The organism is Streptomyces panacea (assembly GCF_040560175.1).
Taxonomy (GTDB): Bacteria; Actinomycetota; Actinomycetes; order Streptomycetales; family Streptomycetaceae; genus Streptomyces; species Streptomyces panacea.
This window is the reverse complement of record NZ_JARJHW010000024.1, coordinates 33,318-59,888: the sequence shown is the minus strand read 5'-3', so window position 1 is coordinate 59,888 and position 26,571 is coordinate 33,318. Positions and strand designations below refer to the sequence as shown.

22 protein-coding genes and 3 pseudogenes are annotated in these 26,571 nt (G+C 67.8%); 11 read left to right on the top strand and 14 right to left on the bottom strand.

Going from position 1 to position 26,571, the window contains the following annotated elements:
• A pseudogene (locus tag P3L51_RS09085) lies at positions 1-304 on the top strand (IS5/IS1182 family transposase); the annotation flags it as partial.
• An 8-nt stretch (positions 305-312) separates the two neighbouring features.
• Here P3L51_RS09085 and P3L51_RS09080 read toward each other — a convergent pair.
• Complete coding sequence (locus P3L51_RS09080) at positions 313-897, bottom strand: TetR/AcrR family transcriptional regulator (RefSeq protein ID WP_354604579.1); 585 nt, start codon at positions 895-897, stop codon at positions 313-315.
• Positions 898-975: 78 nt separating this feature from the next.
• Between P3L51_RS09080 and P3L51_RS09075 the strand changes: the two genes are divergently transcribed.
• On the top strand, positions 976-1,755 hold the full coding sequence (locus tag P3L51_RS09075) for an SDR family oxidoreductase (RefSeq protein WP_354604578.1): 780 nt from the start codon (positions 976-978) through the stop codon (positions 1,753-1,755).
• A 15-nt stretch (positions 1,756-1,770) separates the two neighbouring features.
• Here the strand turns inward: P3L51_RS09075 and P3L51_RS09070 are convergent, their stop codons facing one another.
• A complete protein-coding gene (locus tag P3L51_RS09070; protein WP_354604577.1) occupies positions 1,771-2,601 on the bottom strand; it encodes an IS5 family transposase in 831 nt (276 codons plus the stop codon).
• On the opposite strand from P3L51_RS09070, the pseudogene P3L51_RS09065 reads away from it, so the two are divergent.
• Positions 2,487-3,097, top strand: a pseudogene (locus tag P3L51_RS09065) (SDR family NAD(P)-dependent oxidoreductase). The gene P3L51_RS09070 and the pseudogene P3L51_RS09065 sit on opposite strands and share 115 nt — an antisense overlap.
• A gap of 192 nt (positions 3,098-3,289) precedes the next feature.
• Here P3L51_RS09065 and P3L51_RS09060 read toward each other — a convergent pair.
• The gene (locus P3L51_RS09060; protein ID WP_354604585.1) at positions 3,290-4,084 is read right to left on the bottom strand and encodes a helix-turn-helix domain-containing protein; all 795 of its coding nucleotides are present in this window, start codon (positions 4,082-4,084) and stop codon (positions 3,290-3,292) included.
• A gap of 174 nt (positions 4,085-4,258) precedes the next feature.
• Between P3L51_RS09060 and P3L51_RS09055 the strand changes: the two genes are divergently transcribed.
• Positions 4,259-5,185: an SDR family NAD(P)-dependent oxidoreductase gene (locus tag P3L51_RS09055; RefSeq protein WP_354604576.1), complete on the top strand. Its 927-nt coding sequence runs from the start codon at positions 4,259-4,261 to the stop codon at positions 5,183-5,185.
• Between the two features lie 7 nt (positions 5,186-5,192).
• On the top strand, positions 5,193-5,594 hold the full coding sequence (locus P3L51_RS09050; RefSeq protein WP_354604575.1) for a hypothetical protein: 402 nt from the start codon (positions 5,193-5,195) through the stop codon (positions 5,592-5,594).
• 99 nt (positions 5,595-5,693) lie between these two features.
• On the opposite strand, the gene P3L51_RS09045 is transcribed toward P3L51_RS09050, so the two are convergent.
• From P3L51_RS09045 to P3L51_RS09030, 4 genes and pseudogenes are all read right to left on the bottom strand, one after another.
• Positions 5,694-6,869, bottom strand: a complete 1,176-nt coding sequence (locus P3L51_RS09045; RefSeq protein ID WP_354604574.1) for a hypothetical protein — start codon at positions 6,867-6,869, stop codon at positions 5,694-5,696.
• 274 nt (positions 6,870-7,143) lie between these two features.
• Positions 7,144-7,458 (bottom strand): annotated as a pseudogene (locus P3L51_RS09040) (DUF6415 family natural product biosynthesis protein); the annotation flags it as partial.
• Positions 7,459-7,512: 54 nt separating this feature from the next.
• A complete protein-coding gene (locus tag P3L51_RS09035; protein WP_354604573.1) occupies positions 7,513-7,983 on the bottom strand; it encodes a hypothetical protein in 471 nt (156 codons plus the stop codon).
• 434 nt (positions 7,984-8,417) lie between these two features.
• Positions 8,418-8,927: a hypothetical protein gene (locus tag P3L51_RS09030; RefSeq protein ID WP_354604572.1), complete on the bottom strand. Its 510-nt coding sequence runs from the start codon at positions 8,925-8,927 to the stop codon at positions 8,418-8,420.
• 890 nt (positions 8,928-9,817) lie between these two features.
• On the opposite strand from P3L51_RS09030, the gene P3L51_RS09025 reads away from it, so the two are divergent.
• Positions 9,818-10,671, top strand: a protein-coding gene (locus P3L51_RS09025) for an IS5 family transposase (protein ID WP_354604584.1) whose coding sequence is annotated in 2 segments (ribosomal slippage) — positions 9,818-10,616 and positions 10,616-10,671 — 855 coding nt in all. Because the reading frame shifts where the segments join, the coding sequence is not laid out codon by codon here.
• A 190-nt stretch (positions 10,672-10,861) separates the two neighbouring features.
• Here the strand turns inward: P3L51_RS09025 and P3L51_RS09020 are convergent.
• Positions 10,862-11,875 carry an SGNH/GDSL hydrolase family protein gene (locus P3L51_RS09020; protein WP_354604571.1) on the bottom strand — a complete coding sequence of 338 codons (1,014 nt, stop codon included), beginning with the start codon at positions 11,873-11,875 and terminating at the stop codon, positions 10,862-10,864.
• A gap of 631 nt (positions 11,876-12,506) precedes the next feature.
• Between P3L51_RS09020 and P3L51_RS09015 the strand changes: the two genes are divergently transcribed.
• From P3L51_RS09015 to P3L51_RS08995, 5 genes are all read left to right on the top strand, one after another.
• Positions 12,507-14,915: an MMPL family transporter gene (locus P3L51_RS09015; protein WP_354604570.1), complete on the top strand. Its 2,409-nt coding sequence runs from the start codon at positions 12,507-12,509 to the stop codon at positions 14,913-14,915.
• Positions 14,916-15,047: 132 nt separating this feature from the next.
• Positions 15,048-16,352, top strand: coding sequence for a sensor histidine kinase (locus tag P3L51_RS09010; protein ID WP_354604569.1), 1,305 nt, complete (start codon positions 15,048-15,050; stop codon positions 16,350-16,352).
• Between the two features lie 129 nt (positions 16,353-16,481).
• Positions 16,482-17,240: a LuxR C-terminal-related transcriptional regulator gene (locus P3L51_RS09005; protein WP_354604568.1), complete on the top strand. Its 759-nt coding sequence runs from the start codon at positions 16,482-16,484 to the stop codon at positions 17,238-17,240.
• A gap of 435 nt (positions 17,241-17,675) precedes the next feature.
• Positions 17,676-18,911: a sensor histidine kinase gene (locus P3L51_RS09000; protein ID WP_354604567.1), complete on the top strand. Its 1,236-nt coding sequence runs from the start codon at positions 17,676-17,678 to the stop codon at positions 18,909-18,911.
• Positions 18,908-19,564 (top strand): response regulator, encoded by a 657-nt coding sequence (locus P3L51_RS08995; RefSeq protein ID WP_354604566.1) that lies wholly within the window; start codon positions 18,908-18,910, stop codon positions 19,562-19,564. Before P3L51_RS09000 ends, P3L51_RS08995 begins: the two co-directional genes overlap by 4 nt.
• Here the strand turns inward: P3L51_RS08995 and P3L51_RS08990 are convergent.
• The 6 genes from P3L51_RS08990 to P3L51_RS08955 all read right to left on the bottom strand — a co-directional run bounded on the left by P3L51_RS08990 (position 19,551) and on the right by P3L51_RS08955 (position 26,504).
• A complete protein-coding gene (locus P3L51_RS08990; RefSeq protein ID WP_354604565.1) occupies positions 19,551-20,213 on the bottom strand; it encodes a DedA family protein in 663 nt (220 codons plus the stop codon). The two genes, P3L51_RS08995 and P3L51_RS08990, sit on opposite strands and share 14 nt — an antisense overlap.
• On the bottom strand, positions 20,210-21,043 hold the full coding sequence (locus P3L51_RS08985; RefSeq protein WP_354604564.1) for an MFS transporter: 834 nt from the start codon (positions 21,041-21,043) through the stop codon (positions 20,210-20,212). The genes P3L51_RS08990 and P3L51_RS08985 overlap by 4 nt, the downstream gene beginning before the upstream one ends.
• 259 nt (positions 21,044-21,302) lie before the next feature.
• Complete coding sequence (locus tag P3L51_RS08980) at positions 21,303-21,647, bottom strand: histidine phosphatase family protein (protein WP_354604583.1); 345 nt, start codon at positions 21,645-21,647, stop codon at positions 21,303-21,305.
• A gap of 137 nt (positions 21,648-21,784) precedes the next feature.
• On the bottom strand, positions 21,785-23,764 hold the full coding sequence (locus tag P3L51_RS08975; protein ID WP_354604563.1) for a caspase, EACC1-associated type: 1,980 nt from the start codon (positions 23,762-23,764) through the stop codon (positions 21,785-21,787).
• The gene (locus P3L51_RS08970) at positions 23,761-24,189 is read right to left on the bottom strand and encodes an effector-associated constant component EACC1 (RefSeq protein ID WP_354604562.1); all 429 of its coding nucleotides are present in this window, start codon (positions 24,187-24,189) and stop codon (positions 23,761-23,763) included. The genes P3L51_RS08975 and P3L51_RS08970 overlap by 4 nt, the downstream gene beginning before the upstream one ends.
• A gap of 812 nt (positions 24,190-25,001) precedes the next feature.
• Positions 25,002-26,504: a glycosyltransferase gene (locus P3L51_RS08955; protein ID WP_354604582.1), complete on the bottom strand. Its 1,503-nt coding sequence runs from the start codon at positions 26,502-26,504 to the stop codon at positions 25,002-25,004.
• Positions 26,505-26,571 lie beyond the last annotated feature (67 nt).

Below are 26,571 nucleotides of genomic sequence, written 5' to 3'. Positions count from 1 at the left end.
GATCGCAGTGTGTGTACGTGCGGGAGAAGTACGGCAACTGGCGGGGCGTTTACAACCGGTTGAGGATGTGGGCGGTGGACGGGACCTGGGAGCGGGTCTTCACCGCGCTGATGGCCCGGGCCGACGCTGATGAGGGCCTGAACTGGGCGGTCTCGGTGGACTCCACGATCGTGCGCGCGGATCAGCACGCGGCCGGGGCCCGTAAACGGGGGCCCCGGCCGGCGAGCCCCACGACCACGCCATCGGCCGCTCCCGCGGAGCACTGAGCACGAAGATCCGCCTGGCCTCCGACGGGAACTGCCGACTCTAGGGTCAAGGAACTGCCAGTGCGATGCTGTCGATCGCGGCGTCGGCGATGCGGTTCCTGGTCTCCGTGTCGATCCCCGCCTTGGCGAGCGCCTCGAGTCCGCGATGCGTGGTGAGGATCAGCCCGCCGAGCACCTCAGCGTCGGCGGCCGGATCCAGGTGCCCGGCGCGCTGCGCCTGCTCGACAAGTTGGCGGCAGCTGTCGAGTAGCGTTTCGTGCGCCGCGAGCGACCTGGTCGCGATGTCGTCGTTCTCCCACGCCAGTTCGGCCGTGGCCTTGGCCAGCAGGCAGCCACGCCGGTCGGTGTAGCTCTCCGGCGCCCGGAGCCAATTGCGGAGGCGGTCGAGCGCTTGGTCCTCCGGGCCTTCGAGCCGGGCGGCGGCGCCCTCGTCGGCGCTCGCGCAGTACTCCTCGAACACTCGCTGGAACAGTGCCTCCTTGTCGCCAAACGCGCCGTAGAGGCTTCCCTTGCTGAGCCCTGTCGCGCGGGAGAGATCGTCGACCGAGGTGCCGTGGTAGCCAGTTTCGTTGAACTGCCGACGCGCAGCGACTATGACGTCTTGCTCGTTGAATTTCCGTGGTCGCGCCATGCCTCTATGATACGCCGTTCTGAACTCCCGGTCCGAAACTTCTGGACGATCGGTCCAGAACTCGATATAGTGGACCGTATGTTCAGAACTCTTACTTCGCCCAACACCACCGAGTTCGCCGGCAAGCGCGCGATCATTACGGGAGGTTCTCGCGGGATCGGCGCGGCCATCGTGCAGCGGCTGCTCGACGGCGGCGCGACCGTCGTTACCACGGCGCGTAACGCCACCGACGAGACGCCGAAGGCCGCCACCTTCATTCAAGGCGACATCAGCACGCACGCGGGCGTGCAGGCGTTCACTGCGGCAGCGCTCAACGAACTCGGCGGCGTCGACATCGTGGTCAACAACGCGGCTGCGGCGCGCACTCACCTCGGGGGCATCTCATCTATCCCCGATGAGGAATGGCTCGACGCACTCGACCTCAACTACCTGTCCGCCGTGAGGGTCAACAACGCGCTGCTGCCGGCACTGCGCGAGGCCGGGCCGGGCAGCGTGATCGTCAACATCTCATCGGGAGCGGCCCTCACGCCTGTGCCGCCATTGGCCCACTACGGTGCCGCCAAGGCCGCGCTCAACTCCTACAGCAAAGCGCTCGCTTCCGAGCTCGCGCCCGCCGGAATCCGCGTCACCACGATCATGCCCGGCAACGTGCTCACCCCGGGCGCCGACGTGATCCGCCAGAACTTCGCCGACGCGATGAGCGTCTCGCTTGCCGACGTCACGGCGGGCGTCCCTCTGGGTCGCCCCGGAGACCCGCGCGACATCGCCGAGGCCGTTGCCTATCTCGCATCGGACCGGGCTCAGTGGGTCACCGGAGCGAGCCTGATAGTCGACGGCGGCGAACTCCCCGTCATCTAGGGCCTTTCGTTTGCTTCATCGGGCGGACCAGATGAAGATGCCTGCGAGGTGGAGCCCGGCGAGGTAAATGGTCGCGGTCTTGTCGTAGCGGGTGGCGAGCCCCCGCCACTGTTTCAACTTGTTGATGCAGCGCTCGACGGTGTTGCGCTGCTTGTAGGTATCGCGGTCGAAGAATGGTGGTCTGCCGCCGCGGCTGCCCCGGCGGAGCCGGTGGCCACGCTGGTCGGCCGGGACGGGGATGACCGCGCGGATTCCACGCCTGCGCAGGTGGTCGCGGATGGCGCGGGAGGAGTACGCCTTGTCGGCCAGGACCACATCGGGCCGGGTGCGGGGCCGCCCCCGCGGGCGGGGAACGCGCAGGCGGGCCATGACGTCGGGGAAAACAGGTGCGTCGCCGGCCTGGCCGGCGGTCAGGACGAAGACCATGGGCCCGCACCGGTCGTCGGAGGCCAGGCGGATCTTCGTGCTCAGTCCTCCGCGGGAGCGGCCGATGGCGTGGTCGTGGGGCTCGCCGGCCGGGGCCCCCGTTTTACGGGCCCCCGCCGCGTGCTGATCCGCGCGCACGATCGTGGAGTCCACCGAGACCGCCCAGTTCAGATCCTCATCAGCGTCGGCCCGGGCCATCAGCGCGGTGAAGACCCGCTCCCAGGTCCCGTCCACCGCCCACATCCTCAACCGGTTGTAGACACCCCGCCAGTTGCCGTACTTCTCCGGCAGGTACACCCACTGCGATCCGGCCTGGAACTTCCACGCGATCCCATCGATCACCCCACGGTGATCCCGCCACCGGCCACCCCGCCGGGGCGTCCGGACCGGCAACAACGGCTCAACCCGCGCCCACTGCACGTCGCTTAACGGCACACCCGGACCAACGACCAGATGATCCCGAACGAAACACCCTAGTCGACCTCAGCCCCGACGACATCGGCACCGTTTTGCACGTCAACGTGCGCGGGACCGTGCTGACCGCACGGGCCGCCATCCCTCATTTGAAGGACGGAAGTCGCATTATCACCATCGGCTCGACGCACGGAGATCGTTTGCCGTTCTCCGGAGTGACTCTCTATGCGCTTACCAAGTCTGCTCACCACTCTTCACCCGAGGTCTGGCGCGCGAACTCGGCCCCGCCAACATAACTGTCAACCTGGTGCAGCCGGGCCCTATCGACACCGCGCTGAACCCCGGCAACGGCGGCGATGCAGATTACATCCGCAGCCTGGTGCCACTTGGAAGGTCTGGCACGACCGACGAGGTGGCGGCCCTCGTGGCCTTCCTGGCAAGCCCGGCCTCCTCATACGTGACCGGCTCAGTCATCACCATCGACGGAGGGATGAACGCCTGACAGGTCCACTACGCCGACTTGTATCTCTACGCGAGCCGCTTGATTACACTCCTGTGATGTTGACAGTGGCGCTATGTGCGGTGGCGTAGAGAGGAGGCAGGTGAGGTTGCTCAGGTGTGCCCGTACTGGTGCATCAGCTGTCTGACTTCGACGGTGATATCGCGGATGGCGTCCTTGCTGACGGTGAGCAGATCACGCGCGGCGGGGCGTGAAAAGCATGATCCAATGGTCGCTCTCGGGGTCGTGCAACACCTCGCTGTCGAACGCAAGTAGACCTCTGGTCGGATGGTTGACGCGCTTCATCGCGGACCTCCATGTTCCGATCTCTCCTCGCTCCCAGTGGCGGCTGAACTCGGGACTGCTCGTCGACAGCTCGCCAAACAGAGAACGAAGTTGCTCATCTTCCGGGTAGAGACTGAGTGCTTTGCGAAGTTCGGCTGCGGCCACTCGGGCTAGTTGCTCCGCTCCCTCGTTCCCGAGCACCTCGCGGAGTCCCGCCGACGTGAAGGCTTGGTAGACGATGTTGTGGCCGTAAGGTCCGTCGTCGAAGACGGGCCCGAACAGATCCGCCGCGGCAACGTTGAACGCCAGCATGTCGAGCCGGCCGTCGTGAATGGTGACCGGCATGGTGTCGTCCAGGCTGTCGAGCAGTCGCTGGAGCCCCGGTCGGATTTCCGCAGCTGGTGCTCGCGGCTGTGGAGGTCGCTCGTCGGCGAGTCGGAACAAGTGATCTTGTTCGGCGTTCGAGAGCCGGAAGGCCCGCGCCAGTGCGGTGAGGATCTCCCGCGAGGGGCGGGACGCGCGCCCCTGTTCGAGACGGGTGTAGTACTCGACCGAGATGCCCGCGACGTCGGCGAGCTCCTGGCGTCGCAGGCCCGGCACACGCCTATGAGACAGAGGGGACGCCCCGGGTCGATCTCGGGGTGTCATTTCCGAGCGATGGTGGCGTAGATACTCGCCCAGACCTGACCGCTCATCTCCCACCATGACTTCATTGTCCCGCATCAGTGGTAAGCGGCGGGCCGGGTGCGTGGCCCTGCGGATACCAGGCTCGACGAAGGCTCCCTGATCATCGAACACTCCGTCAGTGTCGATGGCGGCGGAGAACGCATACGTCGACGCACACCAGTACTCGCACGATCTCACGCAGGAGGCGCACATATGACCGCAGCGAACCAGACCTTGATCATGACCGGAGCCACCCGGGGGATCGGCCTGGAAGCCGCGCGAGACATCCTCAAGCGCAGCCCCGACACCCACCTTGTGGTTCTCGGGCGGCGCTCCTCCGCCGCCGAGGTGCTCCCGAGCCTGCGGGGAATCTCTCCGCACGTCTCGACTGTCGACATCGATCTGTCGAGCAAGGCGAGTGTCGCCGCTGCCGGCGCACGGCTGGAAGACCTTCTTGATTCCGGCGAGTTGCCTCCGCTGCGGGGACTTGTCTTCAACGCGGGTGTCCACCTCTCCAACGCGTTGCAGACCACGGTCGACGGATACGAGAGGACCTTCGCCGTAAACGTCATGTCCACCCACCAGCTTCTCAGGCAGCTACACCCCCACGTTCAGGCGCCGGCACGCATCGTCGTCACGGTCAGCGACGCCCACTTCGGTGATTTCCGGCACACCGGGGGGACCATGCCCGCACCCCGGTGGGCCATCCCCGAGATCTCCCGCCCCGGAGCATTCGACCGTTCCGGAAATGTCCGGGCCGGCCGTCGTGCTTACGTGACGAGCAAACTCGGCGGCGTGCACCTGGTCCACGAATGGGCCCGCCGATTGCCCGATGGCATCGACATCGTCTCTTACAACCCCAGCCTCGTGGTCGGAACCGGGCTCGCGCGCGAAACCGGTGGAGCCTTTCCCTTCCTGATGAGTAAAGTCATCCCGCTGCTCACGGTCACACCGCTCGTGGATACCCCGGTCCCCGCGGGCAAGAAACTCGCCGACGCCATCCTCGGCGTCACCCCCGCCGCGACCGGTGCCTACATCCACCGGAAGAAGGCCATGGCGTCATCCACCGAGTCCTACGACACAGACCGCGAACGCGCCCTCTGGAACTGGCTGGAACAGGTCCCGCCGACAACCAACTGAGGGCGCCATGAGCGCCTACATCCGGAACGGCCTCATCAAGGTCAACCCCGCCCGCGTCACCGGCCAGCAGAAGCTCTGCAAGCAAGCAAGCAGAAGACGAACTCCTCGACCCGCGCGCGGGTTCTCCGACTGGGAAACCCTCGTGCGCCTGGACGAGGCGCTCGTCGCCGCGCCCCACGGCCGGTACCGCGACCGGGGAGAGGCCGTCCACTTCGTGGCACGCACCGCCGCCAGGATCAGGAGGTCTCCGGCCTACACCGCCACCAGCGGCGAGGCTTGCCCGTGGTGCGCACCGCGCGCATCGGGTGCGCACCATCGCAGGCTGGTGCGCCGCGCCGCGCATCACGATGCGTGCCACCGCACCGAGTGCGCGCCGCGCGGCGGCTCACAGGAAGCCGCAGGGGGCTGAGCAGTCAGACACACGGCCGTCGGGGCCGTTCCGGCTGTACCGGCACCACCCGGATCAAGGTGCCCTCAGCCCCACTGCCGCGCTGCGACAGGGGCGTCGTCAGGTCAGGGGCGTGAGCGCGGGCCTGCCGTTCGGGGCAATACTGATGCGGTGGGCGGTCCAGGCGCCGTCCTTCGACTGTCCGACGGCGACGGCACCACCGGACGGGATCTGCGCGATCTCGGGCTCCGCGGCGGGAAGCAGGGTGTGCGACTTGCCGCCGTTGAGCGGGGTGGCCTGGAGCGGGCCGCCGGGTCCCGCGGACGTGCCGTACGGCGGCCGGTAGCTGGTGAGCAGCCACTCGCCGGCCAGGCCGACGAAGGCGGTGCCGCTCGCGTACTGCGGTACAGGGACCACGGTCTGCGCGCCTGTCGGGTCGTCGCGGCGTACGACACGGGCCTGGTTCGCGCCCTCGTGGTACACGGCGATGTGCGTCGGGGAGAGCGCCGCCTGGAGGTAGAGCGAGTCGTCGTCGGTTGCGTGCGTGCTGATGGTGGTCATCGTGCCGGTGGCGAGGTCAAGCAGGCCGATGTCGAGTGCGTGGCGGAACCGGATGAGCGCGGATCTGCCGTCACCGGCCAGCACGGGCTGGTCCCCGGGGAAGAACTGGTTCTCCGGTGGGTCGACCGGAATATCGCTCTGGATCGCCCCGTCCTCCGCCACGTGCAGGACGTGCAGGCGTGCGACCTGCCATACGTCGTTGAGTTCCTGAGTGATCAGAGTGGAGCCGAAGACGGCGGCGACGTACTGTCCGGCGGGGAGGGTGACGTCGGTGGTCGCGCCGGTGGCCATGTCCTGCGTCTGGATCTGCCCGCTGGAGTAGAGCGGAGAGGTGAGGACCGTGTCGCTTCCGGCGGCGTAGTACCCGTATTGTCCCTGCGGAGCTCCGCCGTAGGTGTCCAGTGACCGTTCGCTGCCGTCGTAACCGCGCCAGGTGTAGACGCCTTCCGACCCGTCGGCATTCGCGCGGCGGTGCAGGTAGCCGGTGTTGCCCGCGGCGAGGAGGGAGTCCTGTACGTACTGGACCTGATTGGAGCTGCCGCTTGCGGCTGCTGACGGGGCTCCGTCTCGGCCGGCGAGGGTGACACCGGACGTGCTGACGGCGCGCGCGTCGGGCGCGGCCTCGGCTGTCGCCCCGGCGGCGAGCGTGAGCGCCGCCAGTGCGGCCAGCGTCGTGGTGCCGCGGCGCAGGGCCGGGCGGTTGGGCGTGACGGGAGAGAACAGGTGCTTTCGCAAGTTCTTGAGCCTCCAAATGCATTGCGGTGAAACGACGTTGAAGCAGTCGACAGCAGGCGACTGCTTCCGTGGCGTGTGAAGCTAACACGTCAACAGTCGAACGTCTATTCGAATCTCGTTTCCCAAGAAAAGGGACTTTCCTGGACACGCTGCTGCATGGGAGACGGACAGACGGAACCCTCTCCGAGGTGGCGCCGGGGGCTGACTGCTCCTACGAGCCTTTGCCGTACACCCCGAAGCTGGACGCCGTCCGGTGCGAGCGGCCGGGTCCGGACTACGGGGCAGCCGGAAGGGGTTCGGTGAGGCGGTCCAGCCGCGTGTAGAGGGCCCGCACGAGCCGGGCGCGGTTCTGGGCGCAGCGGGCGGTGCCCTCCAGCGGTGCGGAGAGACGGCTGCGGGCTTCGCGCAGGACGACTTCGGCGAGGGCGCCGCAGCCGTCGCTCTTGGGCAGGGCGGCGGCATAGCGGCGGACGTCGGAGGCTACGGCGCGGGCGTGCCCGGTGAGTTGGAGGGCGATCTGTTCGTAGTCGCGGGGTTCGAGGTCTGGGTTCTTCCACGCAAGGACGGCGGTGACGAGTGCTCGTACAGGGCGCGGTGCGGTGACGCGGCAGGACTCGCAGCGGTGGGTGGAGGGAAGGGTGAGTCAATCGCTGGGTGCGATGGGCCAGATCTGCAGGAGCCACTCTTCGACACCCTCATAAAACAAGTCTTGTGCAGAGCGTGCGGTGGCCTCAGCACGTCCGCGGCAATGGGCCCGCAGTCGGTAGTCTCCTGTCGATCCGAGTTGCAGCAGTTCCCCCGCGGGGCTGCGGTCCCACTCGCGCAGCCTGATCCGCCCGGTTCGACTGACGATGGCGGCTTCCTCGATCACATCCCACAATTGATCTTGCGGAAGGTGGGGTTCGCTCGACCACACTTCGATGCGGACGTCGGGAAAGAAGTCATTGCCCGCGGTTCGGAACAGGACTCCTCGATCGCCCTCAACCAGGACGCGAGAAGACCCTTTCCATCCGGGGAACTCGGGAAGAGACTCGTCGTCGGCGAGTAGGAACTGGCTGTACTCGACGCGTGGTTGAGCGTCGGTACGAAGGATTGGGCTCGTGGGACCAGCCATGAGATTCGCTTCTTCTCGTGATCGTGGTGCCCCGGTCCTGTGGCCGACGGGCTGCCTGGCCACAGGACCGGGGCGGTGGTTTCGCCAGGCCCGTAGAAGACCCCCAGCATCGAGCCGGCCTTATCGAGCCGGCCTTCTGGTTGTCGAATTTGTCGAGCGCGCGGGCGGAGTAGCGGTCATCTCCGGCCGCAGCGCCCTCCAAGGTCGTTGCCAACGGATACTCGTCGCAGTCCAGCCCCAGATCTGAGTAGGTGCCCCAGTACTGCCTGCACGTGGCCACGGCCTTGGCCCGGTTCGCAGCCCGCAGGCTCGTGTCGTAGTAGACGCGCGTGAGAGGCTGCCCGCTGAAGATCGAGCCGGGCACCGTCTTGCCTGCCCACGGCGGCAGAGTGAGGTCGGGGCGCCCCTGGGCGTCGAGGATGTGCTGGGCGCTCTCATTCACCTCGGGGTTGCTGGTGCTCAGGTCGTACCAGAGCTCTTGGGCCCAGGTCGAAGGCGCAACCCCGAGGGTAGTTCAGGTAGCTCGCGGAGTCGCAGCGGAAGCCGTTGCTGCCGGTCGAGACGGTCTCGTCGGACGCGTTGACGGACCCCTCGAAGTCGTACCAGCTCAGCAGGTCGCTGCCAGTGGCGCCGACGGTGGGCGAGGTGAATTTGAAGAAGGCGCTCGGGCTGGCCGCCCATGCGGTCATGGTCTGCGTCTGGCCGGCGTTCAGCGGGTCGGCGGTACACGCGGACCCGTTGAAGACAACACACTCCATGTCGAGCGTGACCGGTTCGACCGCGGCTTCGCCGGAGACGTTGATCTGGTCCATGAAGGTCGTGAAGGAGACCTCGCGCGAACTATTGCTGCCCTGCCCGAGAGTGCTGAGGCGGAAGGTGGCCCGCCCAGTCTCACGGTAGACGCTGAAGAGGCACTCCTTGACCGTCAGCGTGTGATTCCCCACCTTGCACCAGGAGAAGTGGTCCAGGACCACTCCCGATCTCGCGCTGCGCGGAACTCAGCCCCTGACAGTCCGCAGCAGTCAAGGGGGCACGTTTGGCGGATGCGTTCTGCAGCGCATCGAGCCGTTCTTCCTGCACGGCAGGGGAGTCTTTGGGAATCCGCTTCTTACGGTCTCCGACTGATCTCGATCCCGATGCCGCATCCTCAGAGAAGGTCGCCTCCCCGGCGTCGAGCCTGCGGGGTGTGTCCGTCTCCAGCGTGACCGTCCGTACCGGCTTGTCGTCGGTGTTCTCCGCGTTTGCGGGAGCGGCGGATCCAGCCGTTATCACCAGAGCGGCAAGCGACGCCCAGCATGCCGCTCTTATTCGTCTGCGCACGTGGTTCCTTTCGGTAAGCCCAACACACAAGAGGACGATGCAGCCTGCTCGCTCAGTTCAGCCGAGGTGCACCAACTCCCGCTGAAACCAAGCTGGTTGAAATGGTCCTCGCATTGGTACGGGCAGACGGCTGACTTGATCAAGATCGGAAATTGGATCAATGCGGGCAGGCAGGAGACGTTGCCCGTGACATGACTCACCGTTGTGCGGGCCGGTGCGGGGAGCCTGTGACGTTCTGGCTGGACGGGGTCAGGGGCGCAGCCTCGGGGCCCGGCAGTCCTGTGTGGGCGCCGTGGGGCCGAAGAGGAGTGGGTCGGCCCGTGGCCAGTCGATACGGCGCGCCTCAGCCAGGCACAGAGCCGCACGGACGACCATCGCGGCGAAGCACCACCAGGGCCGGGTCTTTGCGCCGCCGCCAGGCGTTTCGGGACCACGGCCGCTGCTCCTCCTCCATCCTGGCGACTGGAGTTCGCCCAATTACCTGACTAGGGCGTTTCTTTCGGATCAGCTGATCATTCGTCTGGGTGTGTCGCTGACCGACGCGCAGTGGGCGCGGATCGAGCCGTTACTGCCGGACCGGATGCCAAAGCGGGGCGGGCGGTGGCGTGACCATCGCGAGGTGATCGACGCAATCGCGTGGAAGTTTCAGACCGGTTCGCAGTGCATCCATCTCCCCGAGAAGTACGGCTCCTGGAAGGGTGCCTACACGCGGCTGCGGAACTGGGCGATCGACGGGACGTGGGAGCGCGTGTTCACCGCGCTGCTGGCCCAGGCCGACGCCGAAGAGGACCTGGACTGGGTGGTTGCGGTGGGCTCCACCATCGTCCGCGCGCATCAGCACGCCGCCGGAGCCCGCAAAAAGGGTCCTGGCCGGCGAGCCGACGACCATGCCATCGGACGCTCCCGCGGCGGACTGACCACCAGAATCCACCTCGCTGCCGACAGCGAGTGCCGGCCGTTGGCCTTCGTGCTGCCCCCGGGACAGGCCGGGGACGCACCCGCCTTCGAGACCGTGATGAGAGCACTTCGAGTGCCCCGGCCCAAGGGGCGTCCCCGCATCCGGCCAGTGACAGTCCTCGCAGACAAGGCGTATTCCTCCCGCGCCATCCGCGACCACTTGAGACGACGAGGGATCAAGGCAGTCATCCCGAGCCCCGCCGACCAGCGAGCCCACCGCAAACGACGCGGCAGCCACGGCGGCAGACCGCCCGCCTTCGACCGCGAGGCATACAGGCAGCGCAACACAGTCGAACGGTGCATCAACCGCCTGAAACAATGGCGAGGCATCGCCACCCGCTACGAGAAAACCGCCACGGTCAACCGGCCGGACTCCACCTCGCAGCCATCTTCCTTTGGTCCGCACGCTGATCAGAGCGCCACCTCACATCATCTGCCATGAACACTCTGATCGTGACCGTCGGGCTGGCACTCCTCGGCTACTTGGCGACTTACCTCAACGGTGTGCGACTGGCACAGCGGCAAGCTCGTGACCTCAGTCCACTACCTGCACCTTGCCCGCGTGCAGCCCCTGGGGTGACCTGAGCGGCGGCGCGCCCCTCTACCGGTTGAGGATCTGCTCGACCTTGTCGGCGACCTGCTTGGCCTGGATGTCGCGGCCCTTCCCATTGGGGTGCAAGTACCACGGGAGCCCCTGCTCGCCGAACTTGATCTGGGAGGGCTCCAGCAGGCCGCCGATGCCCCGGTCGGTGCCGTCGCACGCCGTGTTGCCGCCGGTGTGGGCGTAGAGGTCGACGAAGTCGGCGCCGCCGTCAATGTCCGCGACGGCCTTCTTCATGACGTCGTCCAGCCGCTTCTGGACCTGGTTCAGGACCGGCAGCGCGTCCTTGGGGATGTCGGCGAGCGGCAGCTCCGTCTGGCCGGGCGCCGGGGTCAGGCACTTGTTCGTGTCCGCGGGCACCAGCCTGGGGTAGCCGACCAGGACGCGCTTCGCGTCGGGGGAGAAGTACGCGAGGCGTTCGAGCAGTTCCTCCAGGTCCCATCCGACCCGCTCGAACCGGTCGTCCAGCCACTCCTTTCCGTCGCCGGATCCGAAGAACTCGCTGCACTTGGCGGCTGGCACGTCCTCGTCCACCGGTGTTCCCGGCAGCAGGGCCCCCTCGTCGCTGCGGAGCTTGTCGGAGCACTGCTTCAGGATGCGGTTGAAGCCCACCGTGTTGCCGCCCATGCTGCCCACGGCCAGCTGGGTGTCGTACTTGAGCGCGTCCTGCTGCGGCGGGAGCTCACCGAGACCGAAGGGCAGCTGCTGCTTCTCCCAGAAGTGATGGGCGAGCGCGCCTCCGCAGGAGACGTCCGACTGGACGTCGAGCGTGACGCCCTTGTCGGCGAGGCGCCGGGTGGCGGCGGTGGGGTAGTTCTCCTTCGCCTGGAAGCAGAGGAACCTTTCGCTGCCTTCGTGGTTCACGGGAGCGATGCCGTAGTTGGCGGTGTAGGAGTCGCCGAAGAAGACCGTCGGTACGGGGTCGGTGGGCGCCGCGCCGGCGCTGGTCGCAGGGCCGGCGAGCGCCAGGCAGCTGCCCAGTGCGACAGCCGCGGCGGCCAGCCTCCGTGCCACCGGAGTTTTCGTCGTCTTACACATGGCCGAAGACATGGCTGTGCCCCTCATCGAGGCCCACGAGGGAAGAGGGAACACCTCAGAACGCTTCGTATTCACTCACATACGGAAAGCAACATTCCAGTCGACGTTCACCCGCCCCCGACCCATCACTCTGTCGCGCCGGGCTCCCCCCAGGGCCATGCGGCACGGCCCTCACCAAAGAGACACGCCCTAGTCCACGACGGCGACTGGCAGACGACGCAGCAATGATCATCATCGAACGGGACGCAAGCCACGGGTCTGCACAGGCCGCCTCTTGACCAAATGCGGGGCACTCCGAAGGACAACGAGAAGTCGCTGCAGCGGTTCGACGATGTGTGCGGCCCGGGGCACGATCCACCACGTCCAGACCCGCCTCTGCCGCCCGTGGCCAAGGCCAGCCGTGGCCCGGCCGCCGCTTCTCTCGATCAGGGCATCGCCGACCGGCGGGCTTCGAGAGGGACAGGAAGTAGTACTGCGGTACTAACGGGCTCCGCCGGATTCGGTTCCGCGGTACGGGATGGCTGCCCGGTACCGCTCCTAGGTTTGAGATCGCGGGTCAGTCAGGCCCAGCTCACCCAATGATCTCTTCTCCTGGTGGGAGTAATCCGTGGCCACCTTTCTCTATCGACTCGGTCGACTGACGTTCCGACGGCGGCGCCTTGTCGTAATGCTGTGGATCGCCGTCCTGGCCGCCATCGGCATCGGCGCCATGAGTGCGCCCGGCACCTCCTCGGGGAGCTTGAGCGTTCCGGGTACGCAGTCGCAGCAGGCCATCGACCTGCTGCGGAAGGAGTTCCCGCAGGCGTCCGCCGACGGCGCCACCGCGCGCGTGGTCTTCGAGGCGCCCGGCGGGCAGAAGCTCACCTCCGGCGTCAACAAGGCCGAGGTCGAGTCTCTGGTGGCGAAGCTGGAGAAGTCGCCGCAGGTCTCGGGCGTCTCCGACCCCTTCACCAGCGGCATGGCCAGCAAGTCCGGCACCATCGCCTACGCCCAGGTGTCCTACAAGGTTGCCCAAACCGACGTCAGCGGCGCGGCCCACGCCGTCCAGTCCGACGTCGTCGCGCAGGGCGAGAAGGCCGGTCTGAAGGTGAGCCTGGGCGGCAACGCCGTCGAGGGCAAGTCTGCGAGCAAGGTGGCCGAGCTGATCGGCGTGGGGGTGGCCGCCGTTGTTCTGGTGATCACCTTCGGCTCGATGATCTCGGCCGGGCTGCCCCTGCTCACCGCGATCCTCGGGGTGGCCGCAGCAGTCCTGTCGGTCACGCTCGCCACGCACTTCTTCGACCTGGCCTCGTCCTCCACGACCCTGGCACTGATGCTGGGCCTGGCCGTCGCCATTGACTACGCCCTGTTCATCGTCTCCCGCTACCGCAACGAGATCCGTGACGGACACGAACCCGAGGAAGCGTGCGGACGGGCCCTCGGCACCGCTGGCTCCGCGGTCGTCTTCGCGGGCCTGACCGTGATCGTCGCGCTGAGCGGCCTGAGCGTCATCGGCATCGCCATGCTCACCTCGATGGGCCTGGCCTCCGCCTTCGCCGTCGCCGTCGCCGTGGTCATCGCACTGACCCTGCTGCCCGCCATGCTCGGCTTCGCCGGGATGCGGATCATGAAGGGGAAGCTGCTCACCCGACGTAAGAAGGCGCTGGAGCGCGGTGAGGGCGAGTCGCTGGGCGTGCGCTGGGCTGAGTTCGTCACCCGCAACCCGGTCAAGGTGCTCGCGGTCTCGGTGGCCGGCCTGGCCCTGCTGGCCATCCCCGCAATGTCCCTGCAGATGGCCCTGAACGACGACTCCGGAAAGCCCCCTGGCAGCACTCAACGCATCGCCTACGACACGCTCAGTAAGGGTTTCGGGCCGGGCTTCAACGGCCCGCTCACCGTAGTCGTCGACGCCCGGGACAGTGACAGTCCCAATGCCGCCGCCCAGGACGCGTACGCCATGCTGGGCAAGCTGGATGACGCCGCCGCCGTTCGTCCCCCTTCCTTCAACCAGGCCGGCGACGTGGCTCTGCTCGGTGTCGTCCCCAAGAGCGCCCCCACCAGTGAAGCCACCAAGGACCTCGTCAACGAGATCCGTAACGAGAGCGCAGCCCTGCACCAGGACAGCGGCGCCGACCTGATGGTCACCGGCCTGACCGCCGTCAACATCGACGTCAGCACCAAGCTCTCCGACGCGCTCGTGCCCTACCTGGCCATTGTCGTGGGCCTGGCCCTGGTCCTGCTCCTGTTGGTCTTCCGATCGATCGTGATTCCTCTCAAGGCCGCCCTCGGCTTCCTGCTCAGCGTGTTCTCCACCCTCGGAGTCGTGGTCGCGGTCTTCCAGTGGGGCTGGCTGAAGGACCTCTTCGGTGTCGACCAGACCGGCCCCATCGTCAGCCTGCTGCCCATCGTGCTGATCGGCGTGGTGTTCGGCTTGGCCATGGACTACGAGGTCTTCCTCGTCTCCCGCATGCGTGAGGAGTACGTGCACGGTGCCGGACCCACGAAGGCCATCGTGCAGGGTTTCCGGCACAGCGGCCGGGTGGTGACCGCAGCCGCGGTCATCATGGTCTCCGTCTTCTCCGGATTCCTCCTCGACATCGAGGTGCTGATCAAGTCCATCGGCCTGGGGCTCGCCGTCGCCGTGTTCCTGGACGCCTTCGTCGTCCGGATGACCATCGTCCCGGCGGTGATGGCCCTGCTCGGCCACCGCTCCTGGACCCTGCCGCGGTGGCTGGACCGGGTCTTGCCGAACGTGGACGTCGAGGGCGAGAAACTGCGCCACGCGCTCGAAACCGAGCAGCCGGACTCCGCGCCCGTACCCGTGCTCGCCGGTGTCACCGCAGGGGGCCAGGCGGGCTCGGACAGCCACACGGACGTACCGGCGCCTGCCCAGCAGGTGCGGGGGAAGGCACGAGGACTGTCCAGGCTCAAGCAGCGCCTCGCACGGGGTGGCGACGCCACCGTCCCCGCCGACACTTCGGAGCCGAAGGCTCCGGCACGCAGAAAGTTGCTGAAGAACCCGATCCGCAGGCGTTGAAGAGAGCGAGCACTGGCTTCCGCACGGCTCCTGACATGGCGGCCGAGTCTCACCGGCTGTCTCTCCCGCCCCGCCCGCCGGCCCGATCCCCCCGGGCCGGCGGGCGGTCTCGACACCGCGAAGGGCCTACCCGTGACCGCACCGAGCGCCCCCGCCCAGCGCCCCGACGAGCACCAGTTACTTCAGGCCCTGACGAACGATCCAGAGAAGCGCGTGAACGCCTCGGTCATCTCCCGGCTCGCCTCGTGGCGGCGGGCCGACCGGGCCCGTCCCTGGGTCCGGCGGTGGGGTGTCCCGGTCTTGTGCTTCGCGGGCGGCAGCGACGCCTACCTCAACCCTTACAACGTCAGCGACCCCCAGCTGCCGATCATCCTTGCCTTCTGCGTCCCGCTGCTGTGGCGGGAACGACGCCCCATGCTCGTCTTCGCCCTCACCACGGCCGTTTCCATCGTCTCTCTCCCCCTGGGCGTGCTGACCGGCGCCGAATTCGCCCGGATGGTCGCCCTGTTCAATGTCGGCCGTCACTGCCCCCCGCGCCTGCTGGCCGCCGCCACCGGCGTCACCCTCGTCCAACTCGTCGCATGGGCCTACTTCTTCTGGCGCGGACAGCAGCTGGAGTACGTCACGCGTCCGGAGCCCGTGACGTTGATGGCGATGATCGCCGTGACGGCGATCGCGGCACTCGGCCTGCTCCTGCGGCTGGCCTACGCCTACATCGACGCACTGAAGAAACAGCGCGACCAGCAGGCCCGTCTCGCCACGGCGCAGGAACGCGCCCGCGTCTCCCGCGAGATGCATGACATCCTCGGCCACACCCTCGCCGTCATCGTCGGCCTCGCCGACGGCGCCGCCGGCCTCGTTGAGACGAAACCCCAGCGCGGCGCCCAGACCCTTCGCATCATCAGCGCCAGCGGCCGCGACGCCCTGGCCGAACTGCGCCGCCTGCTCGCCGTCATCGACGAAGACCGTGACGGCCAGGACCGCTCACACGTCGTCCCTCTCACCCCGCAGCCCGGCCTCGCCGACCTGGACGCGCTGTTCGACCGGGTCCGCGCCGCCGGCCCCACCGTCGCCCTGCACGCGCACGGCAACCTCACCGACCTGGCCCCGGGGCTCCAGCTGTCCGCCTACCGCATCGTCCAGGAGGCTCTGACCAACACCGTCAAGTACGCCGCCTCCGACACCTCGGTCCATGTCTCCCTCGCCGCCGATCCCGACACCGTGCGTCTTACGGTCGAGGACACCGGACCGCCCAGTACCTCTGGTGCGGGCCGTGGCCGGGCGGGTAGCGGGCGGGGTTTGGTCGGTATGCGTGAGCGCGCCACCCTGTACCGGGGTGAGGTCACCGCCGGACCCAACCCTCACGGCGGCTGGACCGTCCACGCCATCCTCATCCCCAACCCGCCGGCCAACTCCACGGAGCAGCACCCCGCGTGACCACCGGCCTCGTGGTCGACAACCCCTGCGCCCCGCGTCCACCCGCCCTCGGTGACCGGCCCGTCCGATCCCCCGCACCGCACCGCGCTCGTCTCCGGCACGGTTTCCCACAGAAAGAACACCGGCCGCATGCCCACCGTTCTCATCGTCGGCGACCACGAGCTGCAACGCCTCGGATGCCGCCTCCTGCTGGATTCCGAGCCGGACCTGAGCCCGGTCGGCGAGGCGGCCGGCGGTGCCGAGGCGGTTCACATGACCACCGCGCTCCGCCCGGACGTCGTCCTCATTCACATCCTCAAGCCCAACACGGACGCGATCGACACCGTCCGCCGCATCGCACGCGGCGACAGCCCGCCCCTGCCCCGCGTACTGGTGCTCGCTCCCGCCGGGCTCGACGGGTACGCGTGGGCCGTTCTGGCGGCAGGCGCTGACGCACTGCTCCCGGAAACCACCGCCCCGCACGAGCTGACCGGGGCCATCCGCGCGGTGGTGGCCGGAGGCGCCGTCATCCCGCCCGATCTCACCCGTCGGCTCATCGACACCGTCCGACGACGGGCGCCCGCCCCTGCGGCTCTCCCGACGGAACGGCTCGGCGCACTGTCCGAGCGTGAACGACAGGTGCTGGCCGCCATTGCCTCCGGCTGGAGCACGACCGAGACCGCCGACCACCTGTTCATCGCCCCGGCCACCGTCAAGTCGAACGTCAGCCGTATTCTCACCAAGATCGGCGCCCGTAGTCGCGTCCAGGCTGTCGCCCTCGCCTACGAGTCGGGCCTGACCGCGCCGCACACCACTCGCTCGCCGTTCCTTTCGCCCGGCCGTACTCACCCGGCTACACAAGGCAGTCCGTGGACCGCCCGTCGCTGCCGCGAGGAGGATGAACCCTAGTACTCCGGTACTGGTCGGCGTCGCCGCATTCCCGCCCGCAGTGCCGTAGCGCCAGTCGATACCGCTTCTAGGCTGGGTAGCATCCGACTCCGTCTCGCCTCCCGTACTCGAAGCAGCCGCGCCGCCCACTTGAGGGCTCAGCAGACCGCCCACCCCACGGCCGCCTTCTCTCCGCTTCCGGTACCCGGCTCCGACGAAACGTGCGCCGACGAAGCCAGGACTGTCGCCGACCCCGAGCCGTCGTCAGCCGTACGATCGCGGAAGAGCGGTCGCCCCCGGTCGGCGCTCTCCCCAGCCGCCGGACGTCTGTCCATTCCCCCGAGACAGGCGAACGGCTCGCCTGCACCGCGAAGGGCACAGACCTTGACCCCTCCGCCCCCGAAGGATTCCCGGCCCGAGCTGCCTGAGGCGCTGACGAACGACGCTGAGCAACGGGTGATCGTTTCGATCATCGCGCGGCTGTCCGCCTGGCGGTGGGCGGACCGGGCCCACCCTCGCGTCCGGCGGTGGGGCGTCCCGCTGTTCTGCGCCGCCGTGGGCCTGCCTTCCGTACTCAATCCCGCCGGCGATTCAGGAATCGCCGAGGTGCTGGTCCTCACCGTGGCTCTGACCGTTCCCCTGCTGTGGCGGGAGCGTCGGCCCATGCTGGTCTTCGCACTCACGACTGCCACCGCCGTGCTGACGGCCTATGCGGGGTCCCTCCACGGCGCCGACGCCAGTGCCGACGTCGCCCGCGTCGTGGCCCTGTTCAACGTGGGCCGTTTCGGCACCCCCCGCCAACTGCTCATCGCCGTCGCCGTCGCTCTGGCACAGCTGATCGCCTGGGCCGCCACGTTCCGGAGCGACGGGCAGCTGGGATACGCCGGACGCCCGGAACCGGTCTTGCTCCTGGGGATCGTGACGGTGACGGCCATCGCCGGCCTCGGCCTGGCCACCCGCCTGGTCAACGTCGTCATCGCCGCCATGCAGAAGGAGAAGGACCAGCAGGCCCGCCTCGCGGTCGCTCAGGAACGCGCCCGCGTCTCGAAGGAGATGCACGACATTCTCGGCCACACCCTCGCCGTGATCGTCGGCCTCGCCGACGGCGCCGCGGGCCTGACCGAGAAGAAGCCCCAGCGCGGTGCCGAGACCTTGCGGATCATCGCCGACAGCGGCCGCGGCGCGCTTACCGAACTGCGCCGGCTCCTCGCTGTCGTCGGCGATGACAACGACCGGCCGCACGATGCCCCGCTCGCTCCACAGCCCAGCCTGGGCGACCTCGATCCTCTGATCGACCGAGTCCGCGCCGCCGGACCGAGCGTCACCCTCAGCACCGACGGCGACCTCACCGCGCTGGCCCCCGGCCTCCAGCTCGCCGTCTACCGCATCGTCCAGGAAGCCCTCACCAACACCCTCAAATACGCCGCCCCAGACACTTCACTCACCGTGCTGGTAGCCATCGGGTCCGGCACGGTCCGTATCGATGTCGAGGACACCGGCCCCTTCCGTGCACCCCGCTCGCGACGACGGAGCGCCGGAAAGGGCCGCGGCTTGGTCGGCATGCGCGAACGCGCGGCCATCTACCAGGGCAGAGTCACCGCCGGCCCCAACCGCCAAGGCGGCTGGAGCGTCCACGCCCGTCTCCTGACCACCCCGCCCGCCACGACCACAACGGAGAACCCCCGCGCATGACGACCGTGCTCATCGTCGACGACCAGGCCCTGCAACGCCTCGGCTTCAGCATGCTTCTGGAACAGCACCCGGACCTCACCGTCATCGGTGAAGCCACCCACGGCGCCGAGGCCGTCCGCAAGGCCGCCGAACTCAAGCCCGACGTCGTCCTCATGGACGTCCGCATGCCCGGCATGGACGGTATCGAGGCCACCAGACGCATCATCGAGTCCGGCGGACGCTCCCGCATCCTGGTCCTGACCACCTTCGACCTCGACGAATACGCCTACGACGCCCTGCGCGCCGGAGCGTCCGGGTTCCTGCTGAAAGACGCCCTGCCCGACGAACTCATCGCCGGCATCCGCGCTGTGGCCGCCGGAGACTCCGTCATCGCTCCCGGCCTGACCCGCAAGCTCATCGATGCCTTCACCAGCCACCTGCCCGGCCACACGGCCGAACAGCAACGGCAGCTCGCCCGCCTCACCAACCGTGAACGCGAAGTACTCACCGCCATCGCGACAGGCTTGACCAACACCCAGATCGCCGAACAGCTCTCCCTTGCCGAGTCCACCGTCAAGTCCCACGTGAGCAGCATCCTCACCAAGATCGGAGTCCGGGACCGGGTCCAGGCCGTGATCTTCGCCTACGACACCGGCCTCGTCAGACCCGCCTGAAACGGCCGGAGGTCCGCGTCGTGCGCTCGACTGCCGGTTCCCGGGTCTCAGGAAGCTGGCGTCGCCTCCTTCGCCACAGCAGCGCGCCCCCCGCCCCCATCAGAGCGACCACGGCGACCGCGGGGCCGCCCAGCGTGAGGGCGCGCTGGAGGGAGGTCGCGGCGGCGTATCCGACACCTGCCTCGGCCGTGGCCCACACACAGGCGGCGACGGCGCTGTACGGCGCGATGCACCGGTAGGCCAGGCGAGTGGCACCCGCGGTGTGCGGGGCGAGGGTGCGTACCACCGGCAGGAAGCGGGCCAGGAAGATCGCCCGCCCGCCGTGACGGGCCATGAGCGCCTCGGCGTGCAGGCACGCGGGATCGGGGATGCGTTGTGCCAGTCGGCCCGCCCGCAACTGGTCGCCCAGGAGCCTGCCGGTCCGGTGTGCGAGGAAGTCCCCGGTGATCGCGGCCGCGGCTGCGGCCGCGATCACGAGCAGGAGATTGATGTGACCGGTCTGGGCCATGCTGCCGGCGGTGACCATCAGAGTGAGGGTGGGGATGAAAGCACCGACCAGCAGAATTGATTCAGCCAGGATGGCCAGGGCGATCACGGCGTAGGCGGCGGCCGGGGGAACGCTGCCGAGCGCGTCGGTCAGGATACTCATCGTGCGCTCTGGCCCTGCGAGGACTGGTCGTTCGGATCGTCGGCTCGGGGACGCCGCAGCTGCCAGACATGGGCGGGAGGCAGATTGGCCCACACGGCCCACCGGCCTGTCGCGTACCTGCTCTGGTAGGCGGCCATGACCTCGTCGACCGCCGCGTGGCGGCGCGCTTCTGCGCGTGAGGCGGTCAGTGACCTGGCCGCCCTGGTGCCCTGGTAGGCGAAATAGGTCAGGGTCCCGCCGGGGTGAAGCAGGTCGATGTAGCGCGCCATGATCCGCTCGACTTCGGCAGGGGGCAAATTGGTGAGGGGCAGGCCGGAGACGATCACGTCGTAGCGCTCATCGGTGTCCAGGTCCTGGACGTAGCTCCGGTGGACCTTCGCCTCTACGGACCGGTTGACGCGAGCCGTGAAGGTGAGGACACCGGCGCCGGCGCCCAGGGCAAGGACTGCCCGCAGGCCGTTCTCCGTCGGGATGTGTACGCCGCGGAAGTCGGTGGTCGTGTGGGCCAGGATCAGGCCGGCGACGGCGCTGGAGACGGTCGTGCCGATGGAGCGCATGAGCGCGTTGAGGCCGTTGGCGGCGGCGGTCTCGGACACCGGCACGGCTTCCATGATCAGCGCGGGCAGCGCGCCGTACGCGAAGCCCACTCCGGCCGCCACGACGCAGGAGGCCACGATGACCTGCCAGACCCCGGACATCATCATGGTGATGAGGTGGCCCACCGCCACGATCGCGGACCCGATCATGAGGGTCACCTTCGGCCCCTTGCTCTTGGTGATGCGCGCTCCGTACGGAGAGACCGCCATCATCACCAGGCCCTGCGGAGCCATGACCAGGCCGGTGACGATCAGGGACTTGCCCAGACCGTATAGCCGGTGGCCTCAGGTATCTGGAGCAGTTGCGGCAGCGCCATGTTCATCGAGAAATGGATCCGTGGACGGCCCTCCTGGATCTCGATCCACGTCAAGCCCGCTGATCCCGGCAAGTAGCGGCCGAAGCCCTGCATGGTGAGGTGCAGCAGCAGGCAGGCGATTCCGCCTCCATGCCCGACGAGGACCGTCGTGCGGTGCGGGCCGGAGCAAACGTCGTTCAGTAGGAGTACATAGCGGTCTGGACGTCCTCGAACGATTCGCCTCCAGGCGAGCGGAGTTGGTGGATCGGCACTCCTTGACGGGTGACTTCCACGGCCGCCAAGTCCCCTGGCTTCCCGCCGAGGTGGCCGCTGTTCTTCGCGACCAGACGCTCATCCACCCGCACGTCGTCCGGTGCGAGCGCGGCGGCCAGCAGCTCAGCGGAGCCGCGAGCGCGTGACATCGGACTGCCGAGCATCTGGTCGACTGCGATTTCGGAGGCGGCGAGGCCGTCGCCGACGGCACGTATGTCGTCGCGTCCGCGTTCGCTGAGACGACCGCCGACGGCCTGGCCTTGATGGATGCCGCGGAGGTTCTCCTCCGTTAAACCTCAGTCGCCCGCGATCGTCGAAGCGGCCCAGCAGGTCCACGTCCGGCGAAACACCCGGACGCGGGACCCTGTTCGAGACACCGTTCGACCCTGCTGGATAAAGCACAAGCTCAGGACAGCCGGACCGCCATCGAGTACACCCGAGTGATCTGCTCATCGCTGCCGTTGTCGTCCGAGATCAGATACAACGGGCGCCACCCTTTGTAGCGACCGTCGGTCCACGCGCCTCCGAGGGCCATGCCTTCGACGTTGGCGAGCAGTGGGTTGAGCATTCGCCCATCCACTCTCGCCACTCTTCCGGGGCCCCCAGCCGGGCATTTGGCAAGGTCGAAAACCGGCTCGCTTTTGGCGAAGACATCAGCTGGCAGTTTGTACAGGGACTTCTCGTCGGTCACGTCGCGAGCGTTCGTCAGTGACAGTTCGACGACCCGGATCGCGTTGCCGAGTCCCGCTGTGTACTGGCGCTCCAGCGCCAGCAGACGTCCGCTGTCGACCGCGGCCAGCTCCACGAGATACATCCCGTCTCCGGAGAGATACGCGTACTGCCTGTCCGGGACGTACGTGCCACCGTGCGTTCCCTTGTAGCGCTGTATGCGCAGGATATGGCGGCCGCGCACATCGCCGTCCTGGGCCAGCGGCGCCTCCCATCCCGCGTACAGATAGCGGCCATCGGACGAGACAGTGAGCGATTCGATACCACGCCCCAACAGGGCACCACCCACCGGCGCGTACTGGAGTTCCTTCGGCACGGGGATGGACCGGCCGATCTGCTTACCGCCGGCGATGTCGAAGCGGCGGATGGCGGGACCTGTCTCGGAACCGACCAGCATCGTCTTGCCGCCCTTCTCCACGACGAGCGCCTCCCCGTCATACCAGTCGGGGAGTGTGTCGCCGTCCGCGGGCCGCAGAGTGTTGGCCGTGGTCGCCACAGGCTTCAGGTCGAACGGGGAGCCGAGCCGCACGGGGAAGACGCGGCCCGGGCTGTTGTCAGCGAGCGCCAGCGCCGTGGAGGGATTGGCGGACTGCAGACCGAGGGCCGAAAGCCCTTCCACCGGCTCGTAGTTCACGTGCTTCTTGTTGAGATCGTCGGAATGGTCGAGCAGTACGGCGCTGGGAGAGCACGCTCCGGCGGCTTCGGCAGGGTGCGTCTCCTGCCACCGGTCCAGCGCTGGCGGCAGGAGCAGACCGAGCGCCAGGCCCGTCGTCCCCGCGAGCAGCGACCAGGCCGCTGTCCGCCGCGTACGCGCGGGCGCGTACGGGGCCCGTACCGGAAGCGACGGAAGCACCGCCACATTGCGGATGAATTCCAGACCGCCGACCCCGTTGCGGTCCTGGTCCTGGGGTTCCTGCGGCAGCTCCGGCCTCATGCCCGCGATACGCGCCTTGACTGCCTCGAAGAGCGTGTGCAGCCCGAGCATCCCCGGTCCGTCCGGGACCCCCTGGCGCATGATGTCGACCAGAGCGCCGGTGAACGCGGTGCAGCTCTTCGGATCGGGGGCGTGCGAGGGCCGGTCGTGCGGGCCGGACGTCATCACGTACGAGCCCTCGACATCCCGCAGCGTCTCCACTGCCACTTTCCCGCCGCGCGCCCCGCGATCGGCTGCGGACATTTCTGTCAGCACCTGTCCACTGAAGCAGCAGTCGAGTATGAGCACCCGGCGCAGGGCCGAGCCCTGGTCCCGGATGGCCCTGCGTACGTCGACAGCGCGGACGCAGGTGTCCGGTTGGTCCTCGGCGGAGTCGGGCAGGGTCAAGTGCAGCTGCTGCTCGTGCCGGTCGAGTAGCCCGTGCCCGGCGTAGTAGACGATCAGAGTATCTTCCGCCTGCTTGGCCGCCTCTCGTATCGGACCGACCAGTTCGGAGGGTGCCCGCGGATTCGAAACGGTGGTGATCCGGTCTTCGGGGATGCCCCAGATCTCCTTGTCGGTCAGCGCGGACCGCAGTTCGGTGAGGTTGTGCTTGACACCGCGCAGCGAGTCGAGATGGGTGTAGTCGTCGACCCCGATCAGGACGCAGGTCGAGCGGCGCGGATCGATCCGCCGGGAAGGGCCATCCGTCTGCTGCCCGTCTGACTCCTCGGCAACAGTCACGGCGCGCCCCCGGGGGTGGGACGGGAGTGGGGGCCGGGATCATCCGGCCGCGGATCGGACGTTCGCCGTTCCGGGGTCCGGGGGTCGGAGGCGGCTCCCCCGGCGGGTGGCTCCAGCCCAAATCTGCGCAGGACAGCTTCGGTCTCCGCCGCGTCCGCCCCGAGTACGTTGATGGTGACCGGCGCCTGCGATCTGCGGCCCTGGCGCCAGGCCAAGTACGAATACGGCAGCTGCACCAGCGCGGCTCCCGCGGAGATCAGCGCCAGCACCGCGTCGAGACTGGGCCCCATTCGTCCGGACTCCGCGCCGGTGACCGCCTCGATTCGGGCGTGCCCGCGCAGGGCCCGGTCGTCCGCGAGCCAGTTGTACAGAGAGCGCAGATCTCTCTCTTGATCCGGTCCTGTCGTCTCGAATCTGATTTCCATCGGCTCCCCCGTCTTGGTTCATCGCCGGACGACCTGCGTCTCGTGCGCACTGCACACGACGGTGTAACTATCGTACGTAAGAGGGGAGTTGCACCCCCGCGCTTCACCAGACACGTGCCGTCGGCGGTCCAGGTGTGGCGTCCGTCGAACGGACAGCCTGCACTCCGCAGCACTATGAGTCGAGACCTTGTCGTGCCCGGCTCCGGTGCGAGCCGGTAAGAGGCACCGGCGGTGGCCATGGTCCCGATCGCGCAGACCATGGCGGCCGTCCCTCGTCACATCCCGAGTGAACAAGCACGTGGTCCGCAGCCCCGCGGAGGCTGGGATGGTCCCTGCGGGGCGCGATGGACTGATCGACGTCCGGGCCTGCTCACCGCCGGCCAGGATGGTCATGCATGAGGTGCGCGACCGTACCGATCATGAAGCTCGATCCCTCCCAGCAGAGTTCTCGTACTCGGCGAAGAAACTCGGCTTCTTCCAGGCACGAAAGATGGGCACCTGACCAGGGCGGATGCCCGTCAGGTGCCCTGGTCCGTACCCGCCTGGGCCGCGAGTCGAAAGGTCCCTTGGTTGCTGGCCGGCCACGAGACGGTTCGTTCGACAACCCATCGGTGGCGGCCCATTCGTTGCGAGGATTCGACGCCCTTGCGGGCGATCTGGGCGGGAGGCTGCCACGGATTTGGCGCGCTGTACCCACAGGCGCACCTGTCGGCCGCGGCCCGCCGAACCCGCACCGACCGGCTCACCCGGGTCCTGATCCGGACTCCCACCAACGCCGCCTGAGGGCGTACGCGAGGGTCACCGTGTCGACTTCACCGAAGGGGGCCCTCTTCCCCCGTCATGCGGTCACCGGCACCCGCCGCGGGCTCAGGAGCGGGCTCCGGGGTGGCCACTCCCTGATCGGCCGCGGCGGCGCCGGAGTTGATGGCCCAGCGGGCGAGTAGAAACGAGGCCGGTGTGGCGAGAATGCCTGCCGCCACCGCCGCGACGTTCTTGCCCAGGCCCAGGGAGTTCACACCGAAGAAGAGCAGCACGCCACTGAGAACCAGATTGACAACACTCGACAAGGGATAGCGGACGAACGCGCGCCACGTCGGTCTTGTACGGCAGGTGATGTACGAGTTCAGCAGGAACGACCCGAGAACGCTGACTCCGTAGCCGATCGCATGGGCGACCAGATAGGGAATCCACCGGTTCAGCGAGGCGTAGACGCTGAGATACACAGCCGTGTTGACGATTCCGATTACCGCGAAGACGAGGAATTGTCCAACGGTTCGAGTTCGGGTCTTGGCGGATCCGGTCATCGCTGCCGCCTTCAATTCCGTCGTCGGAGTCGTCGCGTCCGTGACGGACGAAGGGACATTCCTGACGGCACCAGATCCCTGCGGACTTGTTTCCGTCTCGCTCACCACGTAGAGCGGACGGTGCTTCGTCTCGCAGTAGATACGGCCGACGTATTCACCGATGATCCCGAGCGTGGCCAGCTGAATTCCACCGATGGCCACCACGACCGCCAGCAAGGTGGCGAATCCGGGCACGCGCACTCCGTGCAACGCGACATCCGCGACGATCCACAGCGCGTACACGAATGCCGCGAGCGCCAACATCAGTCCGGCATAGATGGCCAGCCGCAGCGGACGGCTGTTGAAGGAGATGAGTCCGTCGATTCCGTAGTTGAGGAGGTGTTTGACGTCCCATTTCGAGCGCCCCGCGGCGCGGCCGGCGTTGTGATAGCCGAAGCTGACGGTGTCGAAGCCGATCCAGGAGAAGATCCCCTTGGAGAACCGGTTGGCCTCGGGCAGAGCGAGGACCGCGTCCACCGCAGTACGTGACAGAAGCCTGAAGTCCCCTTCACCGTCCACGACTTCGACGTCCATGCACCGGCCCATGGCCCGGTAGTACGCGGAACTGAGGGCGCTGCGCACCGCGCCCTCACCCGAACGGTCCCGGCGTGCTACGACCTGGTCGTAGCCGTGCTGCCGGAGCAGCAGCATGTGGGGAACGAGATGCGGCGGATGCTGAAGGTCCGCGTCCATGACGACCACCGCTTCTCCTCGCGACATACGAAGCCCCGCGAGCATCGCCGCCTCCTTGCCGAAATTGCGGCTGAAGGATGTGTAACGGACCCGGCGATCCGCGGTGGCGAGGTCCCGCAACTGCTCCCTGGTCGTGTCGCTGCTGCCGTCGTCCACGTAACAGATCTCGAAGGGACGCCGCGTGGTTTCGAGGACTGAAACCAGTGAGTGGTGAAAGACACCGACCACCTCTTCTTCGTTGAAGCACGGAACAACAATCGAAACCTGGCACTCTGTCATTCGCTTCCCCAACAGGTCTGTATACGGCGTCCCGGGCCAGGCCGGCGCTCTCTCCCGGACGCACCCC

Excerpts from the sequence above, each read along its gene's own strand:
- P3L51_RS08990 (WP_354604565.1), bottom strand. The coding sequence starts at position 20,213 with ATGAGTATCCTGACCGACGCGCTCGGCAGCGTTCCCCCGGCCGCCGCC.
- P3L51_RS08995 (WP_354604566.1), top strand. The coding sequence starts at position 18,908 with ATGACGACCGTGCTCATCGTCGACGACCAGGCCCTGCAACGCCTCGGC.
- P3L51_RS09060 (WP_354604585.1), bottom strand. The coding sequence starts at position 4,084 with ATGGTGGGAGATGAGCGGTCAGGTCTGGGCGAGTATCTACGCCACCAT.
- P3L51_RS09075 (WP_354604578.1), top strand. The coding sequence starts at position 976 with ATGTTCAGAACTCTTACTTCGCCCAACACCACCGAGTTCGCCGGCAAG.
- P3L51_RS09055 (WP_354604576.1), top strand. The coding sequence starts at position 4,259 with ATGACCGCAGCGAACCAGACCTTGATCATGACCGGAGCCACCCGGGGG.
- P3L51_RS09050 (WP_354604575.1), top strand. The coding sequence starts at position 5,193 with ATGAGCGCCTACATCCGGAACGGCCTCATCAAGGTCAACCCCGCCCGC.
- P3L51_RS09035 (WP_354604573.1), bottom strand. The coding sequence starts at position 7,983 with ATGGCTGGTCCCACGAGCCCAATCCTTCGTACCGACGCTCAACCACGC.
- P3L51_RS09080 (WP_354604579.1), bottom strand. The coding sequence starts at position 897 with ATGGCGCGACCACGGAAATTCAACGAGCAAGACGTCATAGTCGCTGCG.
- P3L51_RS08985 (WP_354604564.1), bottom strand. The coding sequence starts at position 21,043 with ATGGCTCCGCAGGGCCTGGTGATGATGGCGGTCTCTCCGTACGGAGCG.
- P3L51_RS09005 (WP_354604568.1), top strand. The coding sequence starts at position 16,482 with ATGCCCACCGTTCTCATCGTCGGCGACCACGAGCTGCAACGCCTCGGA.
- P3L51_RS08955 (WP_354604582.1), bottom strand. The coding sequence starts at position 26,504 with ATGACAGAGTGCCAGGTTTCGATTGTTGTTCCGTGCTTCAACGAAGAA.
- P3L51_RS08970 (WP_354604562.1), bottom strand. The coding sequence starts at position 24,189 with ATGGAAATCAGATTCGAGACGACAGGACCGGATCAAGAGAGAGATCTG.